Here is a 24,137-nt window from a genome sequence, read left to right as displayed (position 1 = left end):
TGCTACCAGTCACAGGGTCGATCCCTTTCACAAAAGCCTTCACGTGCGGTATGCCGCGCACACCGTGTCGTCCCGACTCCCGCAGTCAGCGCCATCCCTCACGGTTCCCGGGGTGAAACCCCAGGTGCCGCTTCCCCGACGTGCACTGACGTGACTGTGGGCGTTCCGGTGTTCGCTCGTCGTCGAGCAATCGACCGGCACGATCACGGGACCGTAACGAACTCTGGCGGGTTGCGCAAACACCCGCCGGAATGTCGTGACGTCCATCACTCGTCTGGTGGGGTATTGACCCCTACCCGAATGTCGCAATGCGTTCAACCCGCCGTAACAGTCGGCAGCCGAAACACCCGTTCCGCATTGCTCCGTACCGCGTTCGCCACTTCTTCGACGCTCTCTCCACGCAGGTCAGCGAGGTTGCGCACGGTATAGGCGGTGCAGTAGGGCTCGTTCGGCGCGCCGCGGAACGGGTGCGGGGTGAGGAACGGGGCGTCGGTTTCTGTTAAAAACTGGTCCCGCGGCACCAGCCTGGCCGCTTCGTGCAGGGCACGGGCGTTCCGGAAGGTGACCGTGCCGGCGAAGGACAGCACGTATCCGGCGGCCACGCACCGGCGCGCGATGTCGGCGTCGCCGGAGAAGCAGTGGAACACCACGTCCTCCGGCGCTCCCTCCTCTTCGAGGATGCGCAGCACGTCCTCGTGCGCGTCGCGGTCGTGGATCATCAGCGGCTTGCCGAGCCGCTTGGCGAGATCGATGTGCCAGCGGAACGCCTCCTGCTGGGCGTCCGGTGGTGAAAAGTCCCAGTAGTAGTCGAGGCCGGTCTCGCCGACCGCGACCACCCGCTCACCGGCCGCCAGGCGCTCCACTTCGGACCGCTCCGGCTCGCCGAACTCCTTGGTGCGGGTGGGATGTATCGCCACCGCGGCGAACACCCTCGAATCCCATGTGGACGCGTCGGCGGCCCAGCGGGCGGCCGTGAGGTCGTCCGCCACGGTGACCGCCCGAGTGACCCCGGCGGACTCGGCGCGGTCCATGATCGCGCCGACGTCGGCCGCGGTGACCGCGCCGCAGGCGTCCAGATGGGTGTGCGAGTCGACCACCGGTGCCGGCAGCGGGTCCGGCACCGGTGGACGCTCACGACTCAATCGGGGCCCATTCCGGGCCGGTCTCGGCCAGTTTCGGGTCGAGCTTGGCGAACAGCGGGGTCGGCTTCTCCAGCGGGCGGCCCACCTCGATCGGGATGGACTCCCAGCGCGCCTGCTCGGCCGCGTAGTCACCGGTGAGGATCGGGTTGATCCGGCCGGGCACGTCCAGGTCCTCGACCTCGCGCAGCTCCGGCTGCGACGCCCAGAGTCCGGTGGCGCCCAGCGCCTCGTGCACCTTCTGCGCCGAGTGCGGCAGGAACGGGGTGAGCAGCGTGTTCGCGTCGGAAACCACCTGCAGCGCGGTGTGCAGCACGGTGTCGCGCCGGTCGGGGTCGTCCTTGAGCTTCCACGGCTGCTGGTCCGAGATGTACCGGTTGGCCGCGGTCACCACCCGCATCGCCTCGCTCAGCCCGGCCCGGAACCGCGACCGGGACAGGTGCCCGCCCACGGTGTCGAAGGCCTTGCGGGCGACCGCCTTGAGCTCCTCGTCCGCGCTCGACGGCGTGTTCGGCCGCGGCACCGCGCCGTTGTTCTTGTGCGCCATCGAGACCGCCCGGTTGACCAGGTTGCCCCACTCGTTGGCCAGCTCGAAGTTGGTCCGCCGGCTGAACTCGTCCCAGGTGAAGTCCACGTCCTGGGTTTCCGGGCCGGCGGCCGAGATGAAGTAGCGCAGCGTGTCCGGGCCGAACTCCCGCAGGAAGTCGTGCAGGTAGATCACCGTGCCGCGGGAGGTGGAGAACTTCGACCCGCTCATGGTGAGGAACTCGCTGGACGCGATTTCGGTGGGCAGGTTCAGCCGTCCGTACGGCCCCGGCTCGCCACCGTGGTCGCCAGCGCCGTTGTGGCCGAGCAGCAGGGCGGGCCAGATCTGGGCGTGGAAGGTGATGTTGTCCTTGCCCATGAAGTGCACGACCTGGGCTTCGGGGTTGTTCCACCACTCCTGCCACGCATCGGCGTCACCGGAGCGACGGGCCCACTCGACACTGGCCGAGAAGTACCCGATCACCGCGTCGAACCAGACGTAGAACCGCTTGAGCGGCTCGTCGCGCCAACCGTCGAGCGGGATCTTCACGCCCCAGTCCAGGTCGCGGGTGATCGGCCGCGGCCGCATGTCGTCGACCAGGTTCCTGGTGAAGTTGAGGACGTTGGGCCGCCAGTCGGTCTTGGTGGACAGCCACTTGCCCAGCGTCTCGGTGAACGCCGGCAGGTCGAGGAAGAGGTGCTCGGTCTCCACGAACTTCGGCGTCTCGCCGTTGATCCTGGACTTCGGGTTGATCAGCTCGGCGGCGTCGAGCTGATTGCCGCAGTTGTCGCACTGGTCGCCGCGGGCGCCGTCGTACCCGCAGATCGGGCAGGTGCCCTCGATGTAGCGGTCCGGCAGGGTGCGCCCGGTGGACGGGCTGATCGCGCCGGTGGTCGTCCTCGGCACCACATAGCCGTTGCGGTACAGGGCAAGGAAGATCTCCTGCACCACCTGGGCGTGGTTGCCGGTGGTGGTGCGGGTGTAGAGGTCGTAGGTGACCCCGAGCCCGCGCATGTCCTCGGCGATCTGCCGGTGGTACTTGTCCACCGTCTGCTGCGGGGTCAGGCCTTCCTTGTCCGCCTGCACCAGGATCGGGGTGCCGTGCTCGTCGCTGCCGGAAACCATGAGCACCCGGTTGCCGGCCATTCGCTGGTAGCGCGCGAAGACGTCCGACGGGACGCCGATACCGGACACGTGACCGATGTGGCGGGGGCCGTTGGCATAGGGCCAGGCCACCGCCGTCAACACAGGGGTGCTCATGTCTGTTTAGCCTACGGATGCCGTCTCGTGCATTGTTACCAGGACTACGAAGGTGAGGTGCCGGTGTCCGCGACCCGGTTGCTGGTGCTCGGTGTCGTACGGATGTACGGCCGGGCCCACGGCTATCAGGTTCGCCGCGAACTGCTCACCTGGTCGGCCGACAAGTGGGCCAACGTGCAGCCGGGGTCGATCTACCACGCGCTGAAGAAGATGACCTCCGAGCAACTGCTCGAACAGGTCGACGTCGAGCCGGGCGAAGGCGGCCCGGACCGGGTGGCCTACCGAATCACCGCGGCCGGCGAGACCGAGTTCCACGTGCTGCTCGGCAAGGCGCTCTCCTCACCGCGCGACAACGGGCACGAGATCTCGGCCGCGGTCACGCTGATGACCACGCTGCCCCGGAAGCGGGTGATCGGCCTGCTCCGGCAGCAGCTGGTCCGGATCGAGAGCGACCGGCTCAGCGCCAGGCTGCTCGCCGAGGACAGCTCGGACTGGGGACAGCCACCGCACATCGGCGAGCTGTACCGGCTGTGGGAGCGGCACGCGGACGCCAGCGTCGGCTGGCTGCGCGAGCTGATCGAGCGGCTGGAAGGCGGCGAGTACGTGATGGCCGACGACGATGGCCGCGCGTTCGGTGAGCCGCCGGACGACAGTCGGTAATCAAGTTTGACTACGGACCGATACCTGGGACAGAGTGTCGGCTGGGGGTAGTCAAGTTTGAATACCTCGCCGAAAGCACCATTGAGAGGGGAATCAATGATCAAGGCACGCGGTCTCGCACGGCGGTTCACCGCCCGCGGCCGCACCGTCGAGGCCGTCAAGGGCGTCGACATCGATGTGGCCGAGGGGGAGCTCGTCGGCTTCCTCGGGCCGAACGGGGCCGGCAAGACCACCACGCTCCGGATGCTCACCACCCTGCTGCGCCCGACCGCCGGTGAGGCCACGGTCGGCGGCTGCGACCTGCGCAAGGACCCGCTTGGCGTGCGCAAGCGGATCGGCTACGTCGCGCAGGGCGGCGGGACCATGCCGGAATGCAAGGTGATCGAGGAGATCGAGCTGCAGGGGCGGCTCTACGGACTGTCCAAAGCGGACGCGCACAAACGCGGCGCCGAACTGACCGAGCAGCTCGACCTGGTCGACCTCGACCAGCGGCTCACCAAGACCCTGTCCGGCGGGCAGCGGCGGCGGCTCGACATCGCGCTCGGCCTGATCCACTCGCCGAAGCTGGTCTTCTTCGACGAGCCGACCACCGGCCTCGACCCGCAGAGCCGGGCGAACCTCTGGGAGCACATCCGGCGGCTGCGCGCCGACTACGGCGTGACGCTCTTCCTCACCACGCACTACCTGGACGAGGCCGACTCGCTGTGCGACCGGATCCTGGTGATCGACAACGGTGAGCTCGTCGCCGAGGGCAGCCCCGACTCGCTGAAGTCGCGGGTCTCCGGCGACGGCGTCACCATCGGCGTCACCGCCGGGCACGCCGCCGCGGCCGCGGAGATCGCGGGCAAGCTGGACGGGGCGCACGAGGTCACCGTGCTCACCGGCGTCTCCGAAGTGTCCGAAACCGAGGACACCCTGCGCTTCCGGGTACCGCGCGGCGACACCGCGATGCCCGAGCTGCTGCGGGCGCTGGACTCGGCCGGCATCGGCATGGTGTCCATGCAGGTGCACCGGCCGACCCTGGACGACGTGTTCCTGACCCTGACCGGCCGCACCCTTCGCGACGCCGAAGCGGGCTCCGGGAAGCCGGCCGAAGAGGAGGCTGTCAATGTTGCGTGACATCTGGCTGATCTTCAAACGGGACATGACGCTGTCGCTGCGCAACCCGGCCTGGATCATGATCGGCATCATGCAGCCGGTGCTGTACCTGTTCCTCTTCGGTCCACTGATGGAGAAGGTCGTACAGAACACCCCGGGTTTCCCGCCCGGCAACGGCTGGATGGTGCTGACCCCGGCGCTGATCGTGCAGCTGGCCCTGTTCGGCAGCTCGTTCGTCGGCTTCGGCCTGCTCGCCGAGTACCGCAACGGGGTGGTGGAACGGTTGCGGGTGACCCCGGTCAGCCGGGTGGCCCTGCTGCTCGGCAAGGTGTTCGCCAACGCGCTGCAGGCCGTGGTGCAGGCCATCCTGATCATCGTGCTGGCCCTGCTGATCTTCGATCTGGACGCGCCTTTCGGCGGGATGGTGCTCAGCCTGGTGATCGCCGCACTACTGGCGATCACGCTCGCTTCGGCGTCCTATGCGCTGGCGCTGACGTTGAAGAGCGAAGAAGCCTTTCCCGCTTTGCTCAACGCGGTGCTGATGCCGGTGCTGCTGCTTTCCGGCATTCTGATCCCGATCACCACCGGGCTGGCGCCGGCCTGGTTGTACAACATTTCCCGGATCAATCCGTTCTCCCACGTGGTGGAGGCGGAACGCTCGGCCTTCCGCGGCGACCTGACGATGGACTCCCTGTTCACCGGCAGCGTGGTGCTGGTCGTGCTGACCGTGCTCGCAGTCTGGTGGGGAGCTAGAACGTTCCAACGCGAGAACGCCTGACAGAACATCCGGCAAACCCGCCGCATGCTGCCTGACCACGAGCCGGCTTAACGCGCGCCTGGCCGAAGGCCCCGCTATCGCGGGGGCAGGGCGCCCTGGTCGAGTAGGTGAGGTGAACTCGGCGGGAGCGCCCTGTCAACGCGATCGCGGTCGCGCGTTCCAGACAACACTGACACGCCCGTTCGGTTGTGCGGGTCGCCTTATGCCGAGCAAGACGTAAGGTGACCCGCACAGACCTGGGAGTGGAATGCAGGAGCCGGAACCCGAGCGCGGGATAAACCTGTCCTTGCACGAGACCGTGGACGACTGGACCGCGGTCCGGGCGAGCACGGTCCTTTTCGCGTCCATCACCGTCACCGAGAGCACCAACTGGACCGATTCCGCAGCCGCCAAACAACTGATGGAGGCGCAGCGCGCCGGGCTGCGCGCCGGAGTCCGGCACTACGCCAGGCCCGGCGCCGTGCAGGACCAGGCCGCGCACTGCGTGCGCACCGGCAAGCGGCTCGGCGCGTTCCAGCCCGGCTCGCTGGCGCCGGCGCTGGAGGTCGAGGCCGAAGGCGTGGACGACCGGTTCATCAAGTCCTGGATCAAGGCGGTGCGGCACGCGTCCGGGCTGAGGCGGGTGCTGGTCTACGCGGACCAGGAGTACTGGAAACAACGGTTGCACCCGGACAAGTGGGCGGACAGCGAAGTGGTGCTGTGGCTGACCAACCACAACGGAATCCCGGGCAGGCCGGGCTGGTTCCACCCCCGGCTCGGGGTGCACCAGCACGACAACCAGGCCGGCGTGCCGGGGGTGCGCGGGCCGATCGGCCAGGACTCGCTGGTCTACCCGTTCAACCTCACCGATCTCCTGCTCTGACCTCGTGAGTGAAAAGCGTTGCCGGGGCAACACTTTTCACTCACGACCGTTGACCTGCGGAAACGTCGGCGATCAAGGCGCGAGGCGGGCGCGCATCAGGTAGACGTTGTACGGCCCCCACTGGGAGAGCAGGAAGTAGATGTCCTCGCCGTCGAGCGCCCACGGGTGCAGGTAACCACCGTAAAGCCCCGGGTAGTCCTGCCCGGACACCACCACTTCACCCTCGCTCCACGGGCCTTCGGGCCGCGCGGCGGTGCGCAGCACGATCGCCGCGCGGTGCTCGTCCAGGTGCATCGCCAGCCAGCGGCCGAAGTGGACGTCGTACTCGACGGACAGCTCACCGACCGGGCCGGTGAACACCGGTGCCGCCGCGTACTCGTCCGACACCCAGCCGTCCGGGGTCCAGTAGCGGTAGGCGCGGGCGTTGAGCAGCTCCGCCGGGGAGACCCTGGCCAGGTAGGCGTCGTCGAACCGGCCGTTCGTGGTGCCGTACAGATACACGTACTCGCTGTCGCGGGCGAAGGCGCCGATCTGGAACGGATGGTCGCGCCGCCGGCGGTTCTTCCACCGCGCCGAACGCGGCTTGTGCCAGCTGCGCCCGCCGTCCTCGGAGACCGCGATGCCGGAGTAGTTGGTGTCCCACCGCCCCGGCGGGCCCCACTCGCGCACGGACATGTAGTGCACGTACTGGCGGCCGTCCACGGCGATGCCGGCGTTGGGGATCACCGTGGCCTCGCGGCCGCGGCCGGAGGCGATCACCTGGGTGGCGCCCCCGTCCTCCCGCGCCACCACCTCGTCCAGCTCGAGGCCCGCGCTCAGCTCGCGGGTGCTGGAGAAGGCGAGCACGTTGCACCGCCAGTCGGCCTCCGGCGGGCCACCGCCGTCACCACCCCAGCCGCGGCCGTAGGTATCGCCGAAGAGCACGTAGAGCCGGCCGTCGCCACCGTCCCAGACGATGCCGAGATCGGTGCCGTGGATGCCGAAGCGCTCGTCGGTGCGGCTCGTCGAACCGGCCCCGGTCACCACGGATACCTGTGACGTTTCGATCACACGGACCATGCAAACGACCGTACGCGGGTCCACTTCGGTCCGCTTGGCGGCAAGAATGCGCTGCATGCGACTGATCTGCCGGCCCCTGCCGCCGGGTGGCACCCCGGAGGAGGCGTTGCTGGCCCTCGACGGCAGGGCCCGGCGGCTCGGCCTGCCTCCGCCCGCCGCGCTGACCGGCGACTGGTTCGGCGCACGCGCCGTGCTCACCTCGTCACTGGCCACCGAAACGTTCTCCACTGTGGACGATGCGCTGGCGCGGCCGTCCCAGCAGCCGGTGGTGCGGGATCTCACCGCGGGCGCGGTCGGCGGCGGTTGGTTCGGCTACCTGTCCTACGACCTCACCGACCCCTCCGGACGGCGCACGCCGCTGCCGAAGGCGGTCTGGGGCTGGGCTGATCACGTGCTGCGGCTGGACGCGGCCGGGCAGTGGTGGTTCGAGGCGCTGGTGCCGGACGGTTCGCCCGCACCGGACGAACTCGCCGCCGAACTCGGCGAACTGCTCGCCGCGCCGGCCCCACCGCCGGGACGCTGGACCCCGGCCGGGCTGGACCGGCCGCCCGAGTCCGGGCATCGCGCGGCGGTGGTCGCGTGCATCGCCGAGATCGGGCGCGGGGAGCTGTACCAGGCCAACATCTGCACCCGCTTCGGCGGCTCCTTCGACGGCTGCCCGGCCGGCCTGTTCGCCGAGGGCGTCCGCCGGCTACGCCCACGCCGGGCCGTGCACCTGGCCGGTGACTGGGGCGCGGTTGTCTCCCTGTCCCCGGAGCTCTTCCTTGCCAGACAAGGAAGACAGGTGCGCTCCACACCGATCAAGGGCACCCTGCCGCGCCGGGACGCCGCGGACGACCACCTGGCGCGGCGGTTGCGCGAGTCGGTCAAGGACGTGGCGGAGAACGTGATGATCACCGACCTGGTGCGCAACGACCTCGGCCGGGTCTGCGAGGTGGGCAGCGTGCGGGTGCCCGAGCTGCTCGCCGTCCGGCCGGCGCCAGGGGTCTGGCACCTGCATTCCACTGTGGAGGGACGGCTGGCCGACGGGCTGGACGACACCGACCTGCTGCACGCGACCTTTCCGCCGGGTTCGGTCACCGGTGCGCCGAAGATCCGCGCGCTGTCCGAGATCGCCGAGCTGGAGCACACCCCGCGCGGGGTGTACACCGGCGCGATGGGCCTGGCCTCGCCGATCGCCGGCCTGGAGCTCAACGTCGCGATCCGCACCTTCGAGCTGCACGACGGGCGGATCTGGCTCGGAGTCGGCGGCGGGATCACCGCCGACTCCGAGCCGGCCGCCGAATGGCGAGAGTGCCTGCACAAGGCCGCGCCGCTGGAGGCGCTGCTCTGCGACCCGCCGCGCTGATCAGTGCGTCCGCTCGGCCCGCTCGGTGAGGAACCGGGCCCAGGTGACCGTCCCGGCCGGGCGCACCTCGGTAACCAGGTGACCGCCGCGGAACGCGCGCCCCAGCTTGCCCGGAAGCCGCAGCCGGAGCACCGGCCGCCGTTTCCCGGTGGCCCGCAGCCACTGCCGGGCCGCCGCGTCCATCGGCAGCACCTCCGGCCCGCCGAACTCCTCGATCCGCTCGGACGGTCCCCGCTCCAGCTGGTCCAGCAGCCGCTCGGCGACGTCGCGGACGTCCACCGTCTGGCCGTCCACCCCGGGGTCGGCGATCAGCACCCCGAGCTTGGACATCCCGCCGAGCGCGAGGTCGAACAGGTCGTGGAACTGGGTCGCGCGCAGGATCGTCCACGGCACGGGAGCCGCGCGGACGATCTCCTCGGCGCGCACCTTGGTCTTGAAGTAGCCCCACGGCACCTGGTCGGCACCGACGATCGACGTGTAGATCAGATGCTCCACCCCGGCCCGCCCGGCCGCGGCGAGCAGCCGCTCGGTGCCCCCGACCTCGACCTTGCCGGTGTAGCGGCCCTTGTACGGTGCCGAGGCCAGGTGCACCACGGCCTGCACGTCCACCAGCGCAGCGGTCAGCCCGTCACCGGTGGTCAGGTCCGCCACCACCCATTCCACCGGCCCGGACTCCGGCCGGGACCGACGGCTCATCGCCCGCACCTGATGCCCCGCCTTGACCAACGCCGGCACCAGAACCTTGCCGACCCTGCCGGTCGCACCCGTCACAAGAACACGCATCACAACACCCTCTCCTAGCTCGTCGAGAGGGAGACGGGACAGCCCGCGGGAATGTGACTCCAGCGTTTCCGCAGGTCAGACGTCGTGAGTGAAAAGTGTTGCCAGGGCAACGCAAACCACTCACGAGCGGCGAGCGGCCAGTACGGCGTCGTAGAGCTCTTTTTTGGACACCCCGGTGGCGGTGGCGACCTCGGCGGCGGCGGACTTCAGCCGCTCGCCCGCGGCGACCCGGTCGGCCACCTCGCCGACCAGGTCCGCCACCCGCACCGAACGCGGCGGCGCCGGCGCCAGCACCACGGTGATCTCGCCGCGGACCCCGTCTTCGGCCCAGCCGGCCAGCTCGGGCAGGGTGCCGCGGCGGACCTCCTCGTAGGTCTTCGTCAGCTCCCGGCAGACCGCGGCCCGCCGCTCGCCGCCGAGCACCTCCGCCGCTTCCCGCAGGGTCGCGGCCAGCCGGTGCGGCGACTCGAAGAACACCACCGTGCGCGGCTCGTCCACCAGACCGGCCAGCCATTTCGCCTTCTCGCCCGTCTTGCGCGGCGCGAAACCCTCGAAGCAGAACCGGTCGCAGGGCAGCCCGGACAGGGCGAGCGCGGTGGTCACCGCGGACGGACCCGGCAGGCAGGTCACCGGCAGGTCTTCGGCCACGCAGGCGGCCACCAGGCGATAGCCGGGGTCGGACACGCTGGGCATGCCGGCATCGGTGACTAGCAGCACGGTCTGCCCTTCGCGCAGCGCCTCCAGCAGCTTGGGCAGCCGCGAAGTCTCCACGTCCTCGTAGAAACTGACCACCTTCCCGGTGGTCGTCACGCCCAGCGCGGCGGCCAGTGCCCGCAGCCGCCGGGTGTCCTCGGCGGCGATCACCTCGGCCCCGGCCAGCGCGCTGACCAGGCGCGCGGACGCGTCCCCGGGGTCGCCGAGCGGGGTCGCGGCGAGCACGAGCCCACCCCTCGATGCCACGTCAGCCATGTCGTCTCCCCGCGAATCCGGAACCATGGCAGCCTATAGGCCGTGGCACGCGCGCCACCGACGACGAGCACACGCCGCCGCCCCTAGGATCGAGACCCGTGACCGCACTGCTGAGCCGCCCGCACCCGGACGACGCGGTCGAGTCAGTGCGCCCGCCGACCGATCGCGAAACCACCCTGCTGGGCAGGCCGATGCCGACCGACCGGCTGCGGGGCTGGCTGGTCACGCTGGTGCTCACCGTGATCGGCGGCATCGTCCGGCTGCAGAACCTCGGCTTCCCCACCGACAAGGGCGCGCCGGTCTTCGACGAGAAGCACTACGTGCCGCAGGCCTGGCAGGTGCTGCGCAACGGCGGCTACGAGGACAACTACGGCTTCGAACTGGTGGTGCACCCGCCGCTGGCCAAACAGCTGATCGCGGTCGGCGAGTGGCTGTTCGGCTACAACGGCTGGGGCTGGCGGTTCACCGCCGCGCTGGCCGGCACCGTGATCATCCTGCTGACCATCCGGATCGCCCGCCGGCTGACCAGGTCCACCCTGCTCGGCGGGCTGGCCGGGGTGCTGGTGATCTGCGACGGCGTGCTGCACGTGCAGTCCAGGATGGGCATGCTGGACATCTTCATCGCGCTGTTCGCACTGGCCGCCTTCGCCTGCCTGCTGATCGACCGCGATCAGGTCCGCGAACGGCTCGCGCTGGCGGTGCGCGAAGGCTGGGCGGACGAGTCGCTGTACGGGCCGAAGCTCGGCTTCCGCTGGTGGCGGTTCGCCGGCGGGCTGATGATCGGCTGCTCGTTCGCGATCAAGTGGTCCGGGCTCTACTACATCGCTGCGTTCGGTCTGCTCTGCGTGGCCTTCGACGTGGCGGCCCGCCGGGCGGCCGGGGTGGAGCACCCCTGGCTCGGCACGCTGCGCCGGGACGTGCTGCCCGCGCTGTGGGCGCTGCTGATGATCCCGTTCCTGATCTACCTCGGCTCGTGGTGGGCCTGGTTCGCCAGCGAGACGGCAACCGACCGGAACTACGTGGAGATCAAGAACGTCGCCTCCGGGTTCTTCGGCTGGGTGCCGCCCGCGCTGCGCTCACTGGCCGACTATTCGGCGAACGTGCTGCACTTCCACGAAACCCTGCTCACGCCGAAGGGCGACCCCCACCCCTGGGAGTCGAAGCCGTGGACCTGGCCGATGGGCCTGCGACCGATGCTCTACTACATCGAGACCGGTGAGGCGGCGACCGGCTGCGGCGGGCAGCAGTGCGTCCGGGCGACCATGCTGGTCGGCACCCCGGCGATGTGGTGGCTGGCGCTGCCGATGCTCGGCTGGGGGATCTGGCGCTGGATCTTCCGCTCGGACTGGCGCTACGCGGCGGTCATGGTCGGCTACCTGGCCGGCCTGCTGCCCTGGTTCCTGAACCTGGACCGGCAGATGTACTTCTTCTACGCCACGCCGATGGCGCCATTCCTGGTGCTCGGGCTGACCCTGGTGCTCGGCCAGGTGCTCGGCAGCGCGCGCCGCGGGTTCGAACGAAGGGGCACCGGGCTGCTGGTGGTCGCGCTGTACATCGGGCTGGTGGTGGCCAACTTCGCCTGGCTGTGGCCGATCCTCAACGGCGACTCCATCACCAACGACCACTGGCAGTCCGAACTCTGGCTACCTTCCTGGCGCTGAGCTGCGGGCATGCGAGGCTTTTTGCGCATACCCCCATCGATCCCGCAAGATTCTGAGGGACTTCGTCCGGCTCAGTAACGAGGCGGGTTGCGCGGCGGGTGCTGGACGCGGGTGGCGTTGGGCGGGGGTTGCGGCGGGCGGACCTGGGTCGCGCTCGGCGGGTGCGGGGGGCGGACCTGGGTGGCGCTGCCCGGCGGCTTGATCATCCTGGTGACCGGGCCGTCCGGTGACATGCCCGCCCTGGCCAGCCAGCCTTCGACCTCGCGGCGCACCGCATTCAGGGTCGGCCGTTTCCGCGGGTCGTTGTCCAGCGACGCGGCGAGCAGCCGGGCGTGCGCGGTCTGCTGCGGCAGCTTGGTGGCCGGTTCGGCGCGGGCCGCGGCCATCAGCGCGGCCATCGGCGTCTCCCGCGTCCCGCGCGGCGGGTAGCCGGAGAGCGCGTAGCTGACCGTCGCGGCGAGCTGCCAGGCGTCCGAGGCCGGGCTGGCCGGCGCGCCGGCGGCCTGCTCAGGCGCGACGAAGTCCGGGGTGCCGACCATCATGCCGGTGGCGGTCATCGTGGAGTCGCCCTTGCTGCGCGCGATGCCGAAGTCGATCAGGTGCGCCAGCCCGTTCGGGTCGAGGATCACGTTGGACGGCTTCACGTCCCGGTGCAGCACGCCCTTCTCGTGCGCGGCGGCCAGCGCGCCGGCCATGGTCGCCCACAGCCGCCCGGCCGCCACGTCGTCCAGCGGCCCCTCGTTGTCCACCGCGGTCGCCAGCGCCCGACCTTCCAGGTACTCCATCACCAGCGCGAGCCCGTCCGGCTCCTCGACCAGGTCGTACACCCGGACGCAGTTCGGGTGGTTCACCACGGCCAGCGCCCGCGCCTCGCGTTCCATCCGCTGCGCGGTGTCCTGGTCCGGGGCGTGCGCGATCTTCAGCGCGACCGAGCGGCCGAGCTGGTTGTCCACCGCCTCCCAGACGGTGCCGAAACCACCGTGGCCGAGCCGGCGCACCCGGCGGTACCGGCTGCTGCCCGCTGCACCGGACCCCGGCGGCACCGGCACCGGGCCAGGCGCCGCGGCCAGCGCCGGCGGCGGCTCCTCGGCCAGCGCGGTCGGCTGATACGGCTTCGGCTCTGGCGGTGGTGGCTGGTAGGGCTCGAGTTTCGGCTCCGGCTTCGGCGGCGGGCGTTCGGACCGGCTGACCGTGGACCAGGCCGGCGGCCCGACCAGCGCCACCGCCACGATGCCGAGCACGCTGATCGGCAGGAAGCCGAGCCACATGTGCACCGCTACGTTCGCCTGCATCCCGGCGGAGAAGAGGACGAAGGCGACGAACGAAATCCAGAAGAAACGGGTCGGCCACTTCGGTCCGCGACGCATCGCGGTGCGGGCCTGCAACATGATGAACAGCAGCGACAGCCCCGGCAGCGCCAGCAGCGCGATCAGGTAGAACCCGTAGGCGAGCTTGTTGCCAGACGGGTAGAACAGCGTCTCGTAGACGTTCTGGCCGCCGCCGAGGTAGGTCTTCTGGTTGCCGATGAAGCTGCAGTAGTCCTGGTCCAGCGAGCTCAGCTCGGACGAGGACAGCCCGGTCTCCTGGCCGGCGAAGGCGGCCCGGAAGGCGCCGGAGACCCCGTTCGTCAGCAGCCAGGGCAGCACCAGCACGGAGATGATGCCGATGGCCGCTATCGCCGCCAGCGCGGGACCGCGGTAGGTGTTGCCGGTGCCCTTGCGGATGATCGCCACGATGACCGCGCCGAGCACCGGGAACAGCGCGATCAGCGCACCGGCCGCGCTGGTCGCCCACACCCAGTCGCCGAAGCAGAAACCCGGCCCGAACAGCTGGTGCGCGAAGGACAGCAACGAACTCGCGAAATCGCTCACTCCTGCTTCCCTCCGACCCCGGACACGATCAGCCCGCCCCTTGACTCGACGCTGTGCGGCACTACCGAACCACAGTACGTCCGGAGCGCGTCCGGCAGGTCAGATGCCGTGCCGCCAGATCGCCGGCATCGCCCGCTCGGCCGCGATCCGCCACTGTTCACGTCGGAACCGCACTATCACGACGGCCAGCAGCGCACTGCTCAGCAACGCCGAGAGAACCACGAAAACGAGGTTGCCCGCCAGCGCCGCGAAGACCACCGCCGCCATCCCGGCGATCGCCGACCCGGCGGCCAGCGCGGTGGCCAGCGGCTGCCGCTGCCAGGTCCACCGCCGCCCGGCGGCCACCTCGGCGAGCAACTCACCGGCGGACCGGGTGAGCTCGGGGTCCGTGTCCAGCGCGACGATCCGGTTCGCCGCCTCCTCGCACACGCGCAGCTGCCGCGCGGTGGTCATCACCCTGGTCTGATACCTGGTCAGGCTCAACGAGTTGACGGCTCGCTCGTACAGGGCCTGCGCCAGGCGGCGGCGCAGGCCGGCATCTCCCGGCTCCGCCGCGAGCGCCAGTTCGATTTCTTCCACCGTCTCCGGGGGAATGTCCGCGGAGGCGCCGTCATCGTTGTCCACTCGAAACCTCTCCGACGCGTAGTTCGGCCGAATGGAGCATGCTACTGTCTTGGCCTGCAAATTGCATAAAGCACGATGCGCCAGGCAGAAGGTGGCACCGTCCATGTCAGCTAAAGCAGCCCAGCCGACCTCGCGCAAGCTCGCCCTCATCGCGGCGGCAGCCAACCTGACGGTCTGCGGACTGGTCGCCACCACGGTACTGCTCACCTCCGGAAAACCGGACAGCCTGGCGGTTTCGGCGCCGCCGGAAAGCTCCGCGCAGCCGGTGTCCCCGGCACCCGAAACCACACGTCAAGCTCAGGCCGGCAGCACCACGACCACCGCCACCGATTCGGCTTCGGCCATACCTCCTGGTATGCGGCCGGTTTCCGGCCCGGCGGACATCCGGACGGTCGTGCCGACGGACTGGCCCGTCACCCGGCTGTCGGAGCCGGGCAGCATGCAGGCCACCGATCCGTTCGACAGTGACCGGCTGCTCAAGTTCGGCGGCGCCGAGCCGGACCAGCCCAGCGAGATCTTCGACTACCACCTCGACTACGAGAGCAAGATCGCCAAACGCCCCGGCTACACCAGGCTCGAACTGACGGAGACCAGGCTGCGCGGTTTTGCCGCGGTGGCATGGGAATTCGAATGGAACGCGCCGGAGGGCCGCCGGCATGTCCGGTCGATGTACTGGCGCAGCACGGGAATCGAGTACTTCGTGTACGCCGCGGCGCCGGCCGCCAAATGGCCGGAAACGCTGCCCATCATCACCGCCATGATCGACAACTCCACGCCATGAGGAGCACCATGACCGGAACGGTGGCCCGGCCGACGAGCCAGGACGACACCACGCGGTACCTCTGCGCCGCCGCTCATCTGGATCCGGAGTACGCCGACGACGCCATCCGCGAGTTCCTGGTCGAGCCGACCCGCCCGGTGCCGCCGTCCCCCGGCCTGGACGCCGGCCGGGTGCTCACCGAAGCCGCCGTCGCGCGGGTCTGGCGCAAGGTCCGGGACGGCCTGCTCGCGCTGCTGATGCTGGGTTTCGTCGTCACGTCCTGGGACAACCCGATCTTCTACGGCTGGATCGTGCTTGCCGTGCTGCTGATGCTGGTCGCACTGGCCCGCGGTGTGCCCGGCCGGCACCCCAGGAGCCGGTCGGTGAAGATCTTCGTCGCGGGCGCGCTACTGCTCGTGCTGCTGTACTTCCTGTTCGGCAACGGAGAAGAGGTGTTCGAAGACCTCACCGGCGGGTCGTTCGGCTCCAGCAGGTACGAGTCCTACCTGGAGGAGCAGACCGGCGGGACGTCGGTGAACACCGTCTTCGCCTGGATTCTCGGCGTCGCCATGCTGGCCCTGCTCGTCTTCGAGCGCTGGGCCTCCTGGCGGCTGCTGACCACTCGGTTCGGCAGGCACGTACCGGCCCCGCCGCCCGCCGAGCAGAGCACGCTGTACTCCCTCGTCCCCGAACGTTTCCGCAACCAGCTCGCGCGCTACCGGGAAGAGAACCCTGGGGTGCCGCCCGGCAGCGGCGCGCCTTTGGTGGTGTACCGCGGTTATCACCCGTTCGTCGGCTCCGGGCTGCGCCGCCAGCCGTGGTCGATGGCGGTTCCGCTGGAACCACTGGACACTGAGTCCAAAGAGGACGGATCGGCGTTCGAGAAGCTGACCACCGTCTCGCTCTACGAGGGGGTCAGCCGGGCGATCGCCGAGCTGCGGAGCAGCACCGCGCTGTCCCCCGATCTGCGGCTGCACGGCCTGAGCATCGAGAACGCGGTGTTCGCCCCGGCCGACGAGCTGATCTATCACCGCAACGAACCGGACGCGGTGGCCTACCTGCCCGACCTGGACCATGCCCCGCGGCGGTTCCTGCCGCCGGACGAGGTCGACCGCCTGCGCCGCGGTCCGAAGGAGTGGGCGCGGTACTACCTGTGCTTCCAGGTGGAGACCTGGAACCGCGACCTGGTGCTGTCCGCGTACCTGCACGCCGCGATGGACACCACCACGCTGTACCTGGAGTGGACGCCCTGCCTGCTGCGGCCGATCAAGGACGTCTACCGCGCGGTGGACCGGATGGCGGCCGGTTCGGCGGTCCCGTTCGGCCAGGGCGTGCTGGAGTTCCTCAAGCTGCCGGCCACCATCCCGGCGCGGCTGGGGCACGCGCTGAGCGTGATCCGGCCGCTGCCGCACGAGGGCGGGGTGATCGACCCGGACCGCTACGGCTCGCTCAACAGCCTGCGCGAGCTGGCCGCCGCCGGGGACGTCCGGCACTACCTGCACCAGCTCGACGTCGAGCGCTACGACAAGATCCTGGAGAGCAGGCTGCTCCCGGCGATCAGCCGGCTGCTGCGAGAAGCCGGGTACTCCCCGGCCGGCTTCGAGCAACGCGCCTCGATGGTGGTCAACAACGACGTGAACATCCACGGCAACAACTACGGCGCGTTCAACGTCGGGGGCACCACGCACGGCCCGATGAGCGGCGCCACCTCCGCGGCTACCAAGGGGACGACCACATGACCGAAGACCCGCGAAACCGCATCGACATCCATGGCGGCAACTACGGCGCGTTCAACGTCGGGGGCACCACGCACGGCCCGATGAGCGGCGCCACCTTCAACCAGCAGGGCGCCAGTGCCGACGAGGTGGCCGCGCTGATCGCGCTGATCGACCGGCTGCGCGGCGAGATCGCGGACGCCCCGGTGCGCAAGCGGGAGGTGCTCGAGGACAGCCTGGACGATCTCGCCGACGACGCCAGGCGGCTCCAGAACCCGGAAGAGGCGGCGAAGGTCGAGCCGGCGGCGGCCCGGCGGGCCTGGGCCAAGGTCAAGGGCCTGCTGACCGGGGTCGCCCAGGTCACCGAAACGGTGGCGGGCATCAGCGGACACGTGGACCAGCTCTTCGGCGGCTGAGCGGCTCGGTACTTCAGTAAGTCAGTGATTCAGTGACCGTGCCGCCACACCCGCGGCGTAGACCGCTCGACCGCCACCCGCCACGGCTCCCGGCGGACCCGCAGCGCGCCCGCGAGCACCAGCGCACCACTGGCGAGTGCGGCGAGTACCGCGAAACCGGCCTCGCCCGCCAGCAGCTCCAGCACCACCACCGGCACGCCGACGAGCACCGCCAGCCCGGCCAGCAAGAGGAACGGTCGGCGGCGGCGGCGAACCTCGCGCCGGTCCTCGGCCAGCTCGGCGAGCAGGTCGATGGCGGCGGCGTTCAATTCGGCGTCCACGTCGAGGGCGAGCATCCGGCGGGCCGCCTCGGTGCGCGCCCGCCACTGCGGCGCGGTGCTCGGCGCCCTGGTCCGGTACCGGGTCACCCCGCAGGACTCGAGTGCCCGTTCGTGCAGTGCCAGTGCCAATCTTCTGCGGAGGCCGTCGTCGCCCGGTGCGGAGGCGAGCGCGCGTTCGAGCACTGCCACCTGGTCAGTTCCGGCGTCGTGGTGGTCCATCCGAGCCTCCCGCGAGATCTTTTGACCAAGTACCGCATCTTACGGTGTGTGGCTCGCAATTTGCAGTTTGCCTGATGCAACAGTGGAACGCGCGCCGGACGGCTCCATGACGCGGGTTGGGCCATGATGTGGGGGCTAGTTGGCTCTGTGCCGTGCAGGACGTGGAGGAGGCGACCGATGGGCGACTACGCCGGGACGTATCAGCGCAGCCTGACCGACCCCGAAGGCTTCTGGCTGGCGGCGGCGCGGGACATCGACTGGACGGTGCCGCCGGAGCGAGCGCTGGACTCGTCGAACCCGCCGCTGTACCGCTGGTTTCCCGGCGGCGAGCTGAACACTTCGTACAACGCGCTGGACCGGCACGTGGCGGCGGGCAACGGGGAGCGGACCGCGCTGATCTGGGACTCGCCGGTCAGCGGTTCCCAGCGCGACTACAGCTACACCGAGCTGCGGGACGAGGTCGCGCGGTTCGCCGGCGCGCTGGCGTCGCTCGGGGTGGCCAAGGGCGACCGGGTGATCATCTACATGCCGATGGTGCCGGAGGCGGTGATCGCGATGCTGGGCTGCGCGCGGCTCGGCGCGGTGCATTCGGTGGTGTTCGGCGGTTTCGCGCCGAAGGAGCTGGCGGCCAGGATCTCCGACGCCAAGCCGAAGGTGATCGTGGCGGCGTCCTGCGGGATCGAGCCGACCAGGACGGTGGAATACCTGCCGATCATCAACGAGGGCATCAGCGCCGCCACCCACCGGCCGGACAAGGTCGTCGTGCTGCAACGGGAAGCCGCGCGGGCGGAACTCGGCGAGCGGGAGGTGGACTGGCACGCGCTGATGGCGGACGCGAGCCCCGCCGAGCCGGTGCCGGTCGCGGCCACCGACCCGCTCTACATCCTCTACACCTCCGGCACCACCGGGAAACCGAAGGGCGTCGTGCGCGACACCGGCGGGCACGCGGTGGCGCTGGCCTGGTCCATGCGCGCGGTCTACGACCTCGGCCCCGGCGACGTGTTCTGGACCGCCTCCGACGTCGGCTGGGTGGTCGGGCACTCCTACATCGTCTACGCGCCGCTGCTGGTCGGCGCGACAACCGTGCTGTACGAAGGAAAACCGGTCGGCACCCCGGACGCGGGCGCGTTCTGGCGGGTGCTCTCGGAGCACCGGGTGCGGGCGTTGTTCACCGCGCCGACCGCGTTGCGCGCGATCAAGAAGGTGGACCCGGACGCGGCCGAGCTGGCGAAGTACGAGCTGCCCGAGTTCCGCACCCTGTTCATGGCCGGCGAGCGGCTGGACCCCGAGACCTATCACTGGGCGCGGGAGAAGCTGGGCGTGCCGGTGATCGACCACTGGTGGCAGACCGAGACCGGCTGGCCGATCGCGGCGAACCTGCGCGGGATCGAGCCGATGCCGGTGAAACCGGGCTCTGCCACCATGCCGGTGCCCGGCTGGAACGTGCGGATCCTGGACGCCGACGGCAGCGAACTGCCGGCCGGACGGGAAGGCGCGATCGCGATCGGGCTGCCGCTGCCGCCCGGATCGCTGCCCACGCTCTGGGGCGACGACGCGCGCTACATCGAGTCGTACCTGTCGCGGTTCGACGGTTATTACCTGACCGGTGACTCCGGCTACTTCGACGAGGACGGCTACCTGTTCGTGATGGGCCGGACCGACGACGTGATCAACGTGGCCGGGCACCGGCTGTCCACCGGCTCGATGGAGGCGGTGCTCGCCGCGCATCCGGCGGTGGCGGAGTGCGCGGTGATCGGCGTGCGGGACCAGCTCAAGGGCCAGCTACCGCGCGGTTTCGTGGTGCTCAAGGCCGGCGCGGAGATCGACCAGGAGACTCTGCGCGCGGAACTGGCCGCGGCGGTGCGGCGCGACATCGGCCCGGTGGCGGCGTTCCGGGACGTGTCCGTAGTGGACGCCCTGCCGAAGACGCGCTCGGGAAAAATTCTCCGGAAGACCATGCGCGGCATAGCGGACGGTCGCGACGAGCCTGTCCCCTCCACCATCGAGGACCCCGCCGTACTCGACTCCCTACGCTCCGTACTCCTCAACACCAGCCCGAAAGGTCCGTGAAGGCCACCTTGCCTACGTTGAAGGTAGGCAAGGGCACCTTCACGGACTCGGCGGGTGAGCAGGTATAGGCCGATCGGGCGTTGTGTGCTGGCGCACATTGGTCTATACCTTTACGGACTTCTCCTCTCCCCAATCGGAGGTGCTCCGTGAGGAAGCGGCTTTCCATGGTCGGCCTGCTGGGCGCGGCCGTACTCGGCCTGTCGGTGCTGGGTCCACCGGCGCTGGCCGAGCCGGCGGCGGACGCGTCCGCCGCCGGTCACCAGGGCGGCAGTGCCCAGTTCGCCAACCTGCTGCCGGCGCCGGTCGACGCGAAATCCAACCCCAAGGCCGACTTCTGGCTCAGCCCGGCCACCGTGATCAAGACAGCGCGCGGTTCGGCCGAAGCCAAGAAGGTCGGCGACTACCTGGCCGGCCTGCTGCGCAAGTCCACCGGCTACTCGCTGCCGGTGCAGTCCGGGCACACCAGCCGGCCCGCGATCTCGCTGGAGATCGGCAAGACGGCCAAGGTCGGCGACCAGGGTTACCAGCTCGACGTGGCCCGCAACGGGGTGACGCTGCGGGCGAACACCGCGGACGGCCTCTTCTCCGGCGTGCAGACGCTGCGCCAGCTGCTGCCCGCGCAGATCGAAGCCACCAAGCCGCAGCCGCGGAAGTGGACCGTGCCCGGCGGCAAGATCGTGGACTACCCGCGGTTCGGCTACCGCGCCGCGATGCTGGACATCGCCAGGCACTTCCACACCCTTGACGAGATCAAGACCTACATCGACGAGATCGCCCAGCACAAGATCAACTTCCTGCACCTGCACCTGACCGACGACCAGGGCTGGCGCATCCAGATCGACAGCTGGCCCAAGCTGACCACCGTCGGCGGCGGCGAAGGCACCGGGGTGGACGGGGTCGGCGGCGGTTTCCTGACCAAGGCCGACTACGCCGAGCTGAACCGGTACGCGGCCTCGCGGCACATCACCGTGGTGCCGGAGATCGACATGCCGGGGCACACCAACGCGGCGCAGCACACCTACGCCGAGCTGAACTGCGACGGGGTCGCCCCGCCGGCGCGCACCGACATCGAGGTGGGCTACAGCTCGCTGTGCATCAACTCGGAGATCACCTACAAGTTCGTCGAGGACGTGATCCGCGAACTGGCCGCGATGACCCCGGGACCGTTCCTGCACGTCGGCGGCGACGAGGCGCACGCCACCTCGGACGCGGACTACAAGACCTTCCAGGACAAGGTGCTGCCGCTGGTCGGCAAGTACGGCAAGCGGGCGTCGGGCTGGAACGAGGTCACCAAGGTCAACCCGCCGATCTCGGTGGTGCCGCAGTACTGGGACACCGCCAGGGAGAACGCCAGCGCGGCGGCCGCGGCCGCACGCGGCAACAAGTTCATCATGTCCCCGGCGAACAAGGCCTACCTCGACATGAAGTACGACGAGAACACCAAGCTCGGCCTGAAGTGGGCCGGCTACGTCGAGGTCCGCGACTCCTACGACTGGGACCCGGCCACCTACGTGACCGGGATCGGTGAGAAGTCCGTGTTCGGCGTCGAAGCCCCGCTGTGGTCGGAGACCCTGCGGTCCATCGACGACATCGAGTTCATGGCCTTCCCGCGGCTGGCCGGGATCGCCGAGATCGGCTGGTCGCCGCAGTCCACTCACGACTGGGAGTCCTACCGGGCACGGCTGGCCGAGTACGGCCCGCGGTGGGCCGCGCAGGGGATCGACTTCTACCGCTCCCCGCAGGTCGACTGGAAATAGCCAGGGTCAGTCTGCGGGCAGTGCGACCGGCGCGGTAGCCACTGCCCGCAGGCGGGCCAGGATGCCCTTGCGCGCCCGGCGATACGGTTCGGATCCCCCGTGCAGCACCGAATCGGCGTTCGCGGCCCTGGCGAGGGCATCCACCTCGAAGGCCAGCTGGGCCCCTTCGACGTCTCCGTCGAGGTGGCCCAGCTGGACCGCTTCCGCGGCCAGTTCGGCGATCAGCCCGATCAGCCCGGTGCGCGACCTGGCGACGGCGTCGTGCACCCGGCCCGGCCTGGCGTCGAACTCCGCGGCGGTGTTGTAGAAGAAGCAACCGCCGGGGAACACCCGCCGCTCCGAATAGCGCAGCCACGCCTCGCACAGCCCCCACAGCCTCGGCAGCCCGGCCGGCTCGGCCAGCGCGGGTGCGATCACCTGCCGGTGGAAAATCTCCGACGCGGCCTCGATGGTGGCCAGCTGCAGCTCCTCCTTGGAGCCGAAAAGCGCGAACAGCCCGCTCTTGCTCAGTTCGAGCTCCCCGGCCAGCCCGCCGATGGACAGCCCGTCCAGCCCGGACACCGACGCCAGGTCCACCGCTCGGCGCAGCACCGTGCGCCGCGTGGAATCCCCGCGCGCCAGCCTGCCGTCAGTGCTCATCAGCGCTCATCGGTGCTCATCGACCGGAATCGACCAGCTTGGCCAGCTTTTTCAGCAGCCCCTGCCGGTACCGCTCGGCCAGCCCCGGCGCGCCGGTCACCCGCTCGGCCAGCTCGCGGAAAGCGGCCCGCTGCGCGTCGTCGAGCTTGGCCCCGTTCGCGAAGGAGACCAGGTACACCTCGGCCACGGTCGGGCAGGCCAGGTCGCGCTCGGCCAACACCATCGGCCCCGACGTGGGCACCAGACCCGGCCGCAGCACCCGGAGGTACCAGCCGCTGCGCCCGGAGTCGATCATCGCCGGCACCACGTCCTTGCGGCCCGCCTTCATCGCGAGTTTGAAACACGGCGACCGGGGTTGGGACACGCTGACCAGCGCGTCGCCCCACTGCCAGACGTCCCCGATGCGCACCGTGCGCTCGTCCGCGCCGGTGCAGGAGACGTTCTCGCCGACCGCGCCGGGCGCCAGCTCGAAGGAGTCCGCGGCCCAGTCCCGGTAGTGCTCGGCGGGATAGGCGTAGACCGCCTTGTCCGGCCCGCCGTGCACAGTCCGGTCGGCCTGGTCGTCCCCGTCCAGGTTTAGCTCGGTCAGCCGCAGCTCGGCCGCGTCCACCCGGTGCTTGGTGATCGCGCTGTACACCGGCTCGCCGCGCTGCGTGCCGAGCACGCTGGGCCTGCCGACGAAGACACCTTCGACGCTCATCTCAGCCATGACCCCGAAATTAGCACGACCGTTCGTTTAGTTTCCAGCCGTCTCACCGCCGAGGAACTCCAGCAGGGCCGCGGTCAGCTCGGCCGGGCTGTCCTCCTGCACCAGGTGCCCGGCGCCGGGCAGCACCCGCAGCCGCGCGCCCGGTATCAGCGCGGCCAACTCGTCCGCCCTGGCCACCGGGATCCACCGATCCTCGGCACCCCAGCAGATCAGCACCGGCAGGTCCAGTTCCGGACACCGGGCCTCGACCTCGGCGAAGTAGTGCTCTTCGGCCTGCGCGATTTGCCGGTAGAACGCGGCCTGGCCGACCTCGCCGAGCCAGGGCTCGGCCAGCGCGTCGACCACCCGCGGGTGCAGCCCGAAACCGCCGGACGACGCCACGTACTCGCGCACCAGCGCCCGATGCAGATGCGACGGCAGCTTGCCGAAGACCTCGGCGTTCTCGCGGACCAGCCGGAAGAACTCCGAACCCGTCGGGGTCAGCGCGACCGGGTCGGCCAGTACCAGCCGCCGGTACTTCGCGCCGTGCAGCAGATGCGCCCGCAGGGCGACCGCGCCACCGAAGTCGTGACCGACCACCAGCGGCTCGTCCAGTCCCCAGTGCGCCAGCAGCTCGGTGAAGACTTTTCCTTGCGCGCCAACGGAAACGTCCTGGCCTTCGAACTTCTCCGACGCGCCGTAACCCGGCATGTCCCAGACGAAGACCCGGTACCGCCCGGACAGCGCGGCCGCGACGGCACGCCAGCTGTAGGACGACCACGGGGTGCCGTGCAGCAGCACCACCGGCTCGTGTGCGGGATCGCCGAACGCGGCCCAGCGGACGTCGCCGGCGGTACTGCGGAAGGTCTGGAAGCTGTCGGTCCATTCATGCATGACTCATGCATAACAGGATTC

General features: G+C 70.0%; 22 protein-coding genes. 11 read left to right on the top strand and 11 right to left on the bottom strand.

Going from position 1 to position 24,137, the window contains the following annotated elements:
• Nucleotides 1-314: 314 nt before the first annotated feature.
• Nucleotides 315-1,142 carry a TatD family hydrolase gene (locus AMYNI_RS0122425; RefSeq protein WP_040405874.1) on the bottom strand — a complete coding sequence of 276 codons (828 nt, stop codon included), beginning with the start codon at nucleotides 1,140-1,142 and terminating at the stop codon, nucleotides 315-317.
• Nucleotides 1,132-2,925 (bottom strand): methionine--tRNA ligase, encoded by a 1,794-nt coding sequence (metG, locus tag AMYNI_RS0122420; protein ID WP_026360777.1) that lies wholly within the window; start codon nucleotides 2,923-2,925, stop codon nucleotides 1,132-1,134. The genes AMYNI_RS0122425 and metG overlap by 11 nt, the downstream gene beginning before the upstream one ends.
• 63 nt (nucleotides 2,926-2,988) lie before the next feature.
• Between metG and AMYNI_RS0122415 the strand changes: the two genes are divergently transcribed.
• The 4 genes from AMYNI_RS0122415 (at nucleotide 2,989) to AMYNI_RS0122400 (ending at nucleotide 6,323) form a co-directional block, all read left to right on the top strand.
• Nucleotides 2,989-3,585, top strand: a complete 597-nt coding sequence (locus AMYNI_RS0122415; RefSeq protein WP_026360776.1) for a PadR family transcriptional regulator — start codon at nucleotides 2,989-2,991, stop codon at nucleotides 3,583-3,585.
• 96 nt (nucleotides 3,586-3,681) lie between these two features.
• Entirely contained in the window at nucleotides 3,682-4,704 is a 1,023-nt protein-coding gene (locus AMYNI_RS0122410; protein WP_020670294.1) for a daunorubicin resistance protein DrrA family ABC transporter ATP-binding protein, read from the top strand.
• Nucleotides 4,694-5,461: an ABC transporter permease gene (locus tag AMYNI_RS0122405; RefSeq protein WP_020670293.1), complete on the top strand. Its 768-nt coding sequence runs from the start codon at nucleotides 4,694-4,696 to the stop codon at nucleotides 5,459-5,461. The genes AMYNI_RS0122410 and AMYNI_RS0122405 overlap by 11 nt, the downstream gene beginning before the upstream one ends.
• A 247-nt stretch (nucleotides 5,462-5,708) precedes the next feature.
• Entirely contained in the window at nucleotides 5,709-6,323 is a 615-nt protein-coding gene (locus tag AMYNI_RS0122400; protein ID WP_020670292.1) for a glycoside hydrolase family 25 protein, read from the top strand.
• Nucleotides 6,324-6,395: 72 nt separating this feature from the next.
• On the opposite strand, the gene AMYNI_RS0122395 is transcribed toward AMYNI_RS0122400, so the two are convergent.
• Nucleotides 6,396-7,382 carry a glycoside hydrolase family 183 protein gene (locus AMYNI_RS0122395; protein WP_020670291.1) on the bottom strand — a complete coding sequence of 329 codons (987 nt, stop codon included), beginning with the start codon at nucleotides 7,380-7,382 and terminating at the stop codon, nucleotides 6,396-6,398.
• Between the two features lie 55 nt (nucleotides 7,383-7,437).
• On the opposite strand from AMYNI_RS0122395, the gene AMYNI_RS0122390 reads away from it, so the two are divergent.
• The gene (locus AMYNI_RS0122390; RefSeq protein ID WP_020670290.1) at nucleotides 7,438-8,730 is read left to right on the top strand and encodes an aminodeoxychorismate synthase component I; all 1,293 of its coding nucleotides are present in this window, start codon (nucleotides 7,438-7,440) and stop codon (nucleotides 8,728-8,730) included.
• Here the strand turns inward: AMYNI_RS0122390 and AMYNI_RS0122385 are convergent, their stop codons facing one another.
• Together AMYNI_RS0122385 and rsmI are read right to left on the bottom strand one after the other, a co-directional pair.
• A complete protein-coding gene (locus AMYNI_RS0122385) occupies nucleotides 8,731-9,513 on the bottom strand; it encodes an SDR family oxidoreductase (RefSeq protein WP_026360775.1) in 783 nt (260 codons plus the stop codon).
• A gap of 120 nt (nucleotides 9,514-9,633) precedes the next feature.
• On the bottom strand, nucleotides 9,634-10,482 hold the full coding sequence (gene rsmI / locus AMYNI_RS0122380; protein WP_040405872.1) for a 16S rRNA (cytidine(1402)-2'-O)-methyltransferase: 849 nt from the start codon (nucleotides 10,480-10,482) through the stop codon (nucleotides 9,634-9,636).
• Nucleotides 10,483-10,580: 98 nt separating this feature from the next.
• Between rsmI and AMYNI_RS0122375 the strand changes: the two genes are divergently transcribed.
• On the top strand, nucleotides 10,581-12,143 hold the full coding sequence (locus AMYNI_RS0122375) for a dolichyl-phosphate-mannose--protein mannosyltransferase (RefSeq protein ID WP_020670287.1): 1,563 nt from the start codon (nucleotides 10,581-10,583) through the stop codon (nucleotides 12,141-12,143).
• Between the two features lie 71 nt (nucleotides 12,144-12,214).
• Here the strand turns inward: AMYNI_RS0122375 and AMYNI_RS0122370 are convergent, their stop codons facing one another.
• Entirely contained in the window at nucleotides 12,215-14,014 is a 1,800-nt protein-coding gene (locus AMYNI_RS0122370) for a serine/threonine-protein kinase (RefSeq protein ID WP_020670286.1), read from the bottom strand.
• A gap of 99 nt (nucleotides 14,015-14,113) precedes the next feature.
• Nucleotides 14,114-14,638 (bottom strand): hypothetical protein, encoded by a 525-nt coding sequence (locus AMYNI_RS45135; RefSeq protein ID WP_020670285.1) that lies wholly within the window; start codon nucleotides 14,636-14,638, stop codon nucleotides 14,114-14,116.
• A 103-nt stretch (nucleotides 14,639-14,741) separates the two neighbouring features.
• On the opposite strand from AMYNI_RS45135, the gene AMYNI_RS48275 reads away from it, so the two are divergent.
• From AMYNI_RS48275 to AMYNI_RS0122350, 3 genes are read left to right on the top strand one after another with little or no spacing between them, the layout of a single operon-like run.
• Entirely contained in the window at nucleotides 14,742-15,419 is a 678-nt protein-coding gene (locus AMYNI_RS48275; RefSeq protein WP_020670284.1) for a hypothetical protein, read from the top strand.
• Nucleotides 15,420-15,427: 8 nt separating this feature from the next.
• On the top strand, nucleotides 15,428-17,137 hold the full coding sequence (locus AMYNI_RS0122355; RefSeq protein ID WP_020670283.1) for a hypothetical protein: 1,710 nt from the start codon (nucleotides 15,428-15,430) through the stop codon (nucleotides 17,135-17,137).
• Nucleotides 17,134-17,529, top strand: a complete 396-nt coding sequence (locus AMYNI_RS0122350) for a hypothetical protein (protein WP_020670282.1) — start codon at nucleotides 17,134-17,136, stop codon at nucleotides 17,527-17,529. Before AMYNI_RS0122355 ends, AMYNI_RS0122350 begins: the two co-directional genes overlap by 4 nt.
• A gap of 29 nt (nucleotides 17,530-17,558) precedes the next feature.
• Here the strand turns inward: AMYNI_RS0122350 and AMYNI_RS0122345 are convergent, their stop codons facing one another.
• Nucleotides 17,559-18,068, bottom strand: coding sequence for a hypothetical protein (locus tag AMYNI_RS0122345; RefSeq protein WP_020670281.1), 510 nt, complete (start codon nucleotides 18,066-18,068; stop codon nucleotides 17,559-17,561).
• 177 nt (nucleotides 18,069-18,245) lie between these two features.
• On the opposite strand from AMYNI_RS0122345, the gene AMYNI_RS0122340 reads away from it, so the two are divergent.
• Nucleotides 18,246-20,138 (top strand): propionyl-CoA synthetase, encoded by a 1,893-nt coding sequence (locus AMYNI_RS0122340; protein ID WP_020670280.1) that lies wholly within the window; start codon nucleotides 18,246-18,248, stop codon nucleotides 20,136-20,138.
• Between the two features lie 164 nt (nucleotides 20,139-20,302).
• Nucleotides 20,303-21,895 carry a beta-N-acetylhexosaminidase gene (locus AMYNI_RS0122335; protein WP_020670279.1) on the top strand — a complete coding sequence of 531 codons (1,593 nt, stop codon included), beginning with the start codon at nucleotides 20,303-20,305 and terminating at the stop codon, nucleotides 21,893-21,895.
• A gap of 6 nt (nucleotides 21,896-21,901) precedes the next feature.
• Here AMYNI_RS0122335 and AMYNI_RS0122330 read toward each other — a convergent pair whose 3' ends face one another.
• The 3 genes from AMYNI_RS0122330 to AMYNI_RS0122320 are packed head-to-tail and all read right to left on the bottom strand — an operon-like array spanning nucleotide 21,902 to nucleotide 24,116.
• A complete protein-coding gene (locus AMYNI_RS0122330; RefSeq protein ID WP_020670278.1) occupies nucleotides 21,902-22,534 on the bottom strand; it encodes a TetR/AcrR family transcriptional regulator in 633 nt (210 codons plus the stop codon).
• Nucleotides 22,535-22,550: 16 nt separating this feature from the next.
• Nucleotides 22,551-23,234, bottom strand: a complete 684-nt coding sequence (locus AMYNI_RS0122325) for an MOSC domain-containing protein (protein ID WP_020670277.1) — start codon at nucleotides 23,232-23,234, stop codon at nucleotides 22,551-22,553.
• Nucleotides 23,235-23,270: 36 nt separating this feature from the next.
• Nucleotides 23,271-24,116 (bottom strand): alpha/beta fold hydrolase, encoded by an 846-nt coding sequence (locus tag AMYNI_RS0122320; protein WP_020670276.1) that lies wholly within the window; start codon nucleotides 24,114-24,116, stop codon nucleotides 23,271-23,273.
• Nucleotides 24,117-24,137: the final 21 nt, after the last annotated feature.

The sequence above is a fragment of the Amycolatopsis nigrescens CSC17Ta-90 genome, from assembly GCF_000384315.1.
Classification (GTDB): domain Bacteria; phylum Actinomycetota; class Actinomycetes; order Mycobacteriales; family Pseudonocardiaceae; genus Amycolatopsis; species Amycolatopsis nigrescens.
Note: the sequence above shows the minus strand (reverse complement) of the source record. Positions and strands in the feature narration are given on the sequence as shown.

What these genes read in the sequence shown, in the direction of transcription:
- metG (WP_026360777.1), bottom strand. Translation starts at nt 2,925, where the DNA reads ATGAGCACCCCTGTGTTGACGGCGGTGGCCTGGCCCTATGCCAACGGC.
- AMYNI_RS0122410 (WP_020670294.1), top strand. Translation starts at nt 3,682, where the DNA reads ATGATCAAGGCACGCGGTCTCGCACGGCGGTTCACCGCCCGCGGCCGC.
- AMYNI_RS0122405 (WP_020670293.1), top strand. Translation starts at nt 4,694, where the DNA reads ATGTTGCGTGACATCTGGCTGATCTTCAAACGGGACATGACGCTGTCG.
- AMYNI_RS0122400 (WP_020670292.1), top strand. Translation starts at nt 5,709, where the DNA reads ATGCAGGAGCCGGAACCCGAGCGCGGGATAAACCTGTCCTTGCACGAG.
- AMYNI_RS0122395 (WP_020670291.1), bottom strand. Translation starts at nt 7,382, where the DNA reads ATGGTCCGTGTGATCGAAACGTCACAGGTATCCGTGGTGACCGGGGCC.
- AMYNI_RS0122390 (WP_020670290.1), top strand. Translation starts at nt 7,438, where the DNA reads ATGCGACTGATCTGCCGGCCCCTGCCGCCGGGTGGCACCCCGGAGGAG.
- AMYNI_RS0122385 (WP_026360775.1), bottom strand. Translation starts at nt 9,513, where the DNA reads ATGCGTGTTCTTGTGACGGGTGCGACCGGCAGGGTCGGCAAGGTTCTG.
- rsmI (WP_040405872.1), bottom strand. Translation starts at nt 10,482, where the DNA reads ATGGCTGACGTGGCATCGAGGGGTGGGCTCGTGCTCGCCGCGACCCCG.
- AMYNI_RS48275 (WP_020670284.1), top strand. Translation starts at nt 14,742, where the DNA reads ATGTCAGCTAAAGCAGCCCAGCCGACCTCGCGCAAGCTCGCCCTCATC.
- AMYNI_RS0122355 (WP_020670283.1), top strand. Translation starts at nt 15,428, where the DNA reads ATGACCGGAACGGTGGCCCGGCCGACGAGCCAGGACGACACCACGCGG.
- AMYNI_RS0122350 (WP_020670282.1), top strand. Translation starts at nt 17,134, where the DNA reads ATGACCGAAGACCCGCGAAACCGCATCGACATCCATGGCGGCAACTAC.
- AMYNI_RS0122345 (WP_020670281.1), bottom strand. Translation starts at nt 18,068, where the DNA reads ATGGACCACCACGACGCCGGAACTGACCAGGTGGCAGTGCTCGAACGC.
- AMYNI_RS0122340 (WP_020670280.1), top strand. Translation starts at nt 18,246, where the DNA reads ATGGGCGACTACGCCGGGACGTATCAGCGCAGCCTGACCGACCCCGAA.
- AMYNI_RS0122335 (WP_020670279.1), top strand. Translation starts at nt 20,303, where the DNA reads ATGGTCGGCCTGCTGGGCGCGGCCGTACTCGGCCTGTCGGTGCTGGGT.
- AMYNI_RS0122330 (WP_020670278.1), bottom strand. Translation starts at nt 22,534, where the DNA reads ATGAGCACTGACGGCAGGCTGGCGCGCGGGGATTCCACGCGGCGCACG.
- AMYNI_RS0122325 (WP_020670277.1), bottom strand. Translation starts at nt 23,234, where the DNA reads ATGAGCGTCGAAGGTGTCTTCGTCGGCAGGCCCAGCGTGCTCGGCACG.
- AMYNI_RS0122320 (WP_020670276.1), bottom strand. Translation starts at nt 24,116, where the DNA reads ATGCATGAATGGACCGACAGCTTCCAGACCTTCCGCAGTACCGCCGGC.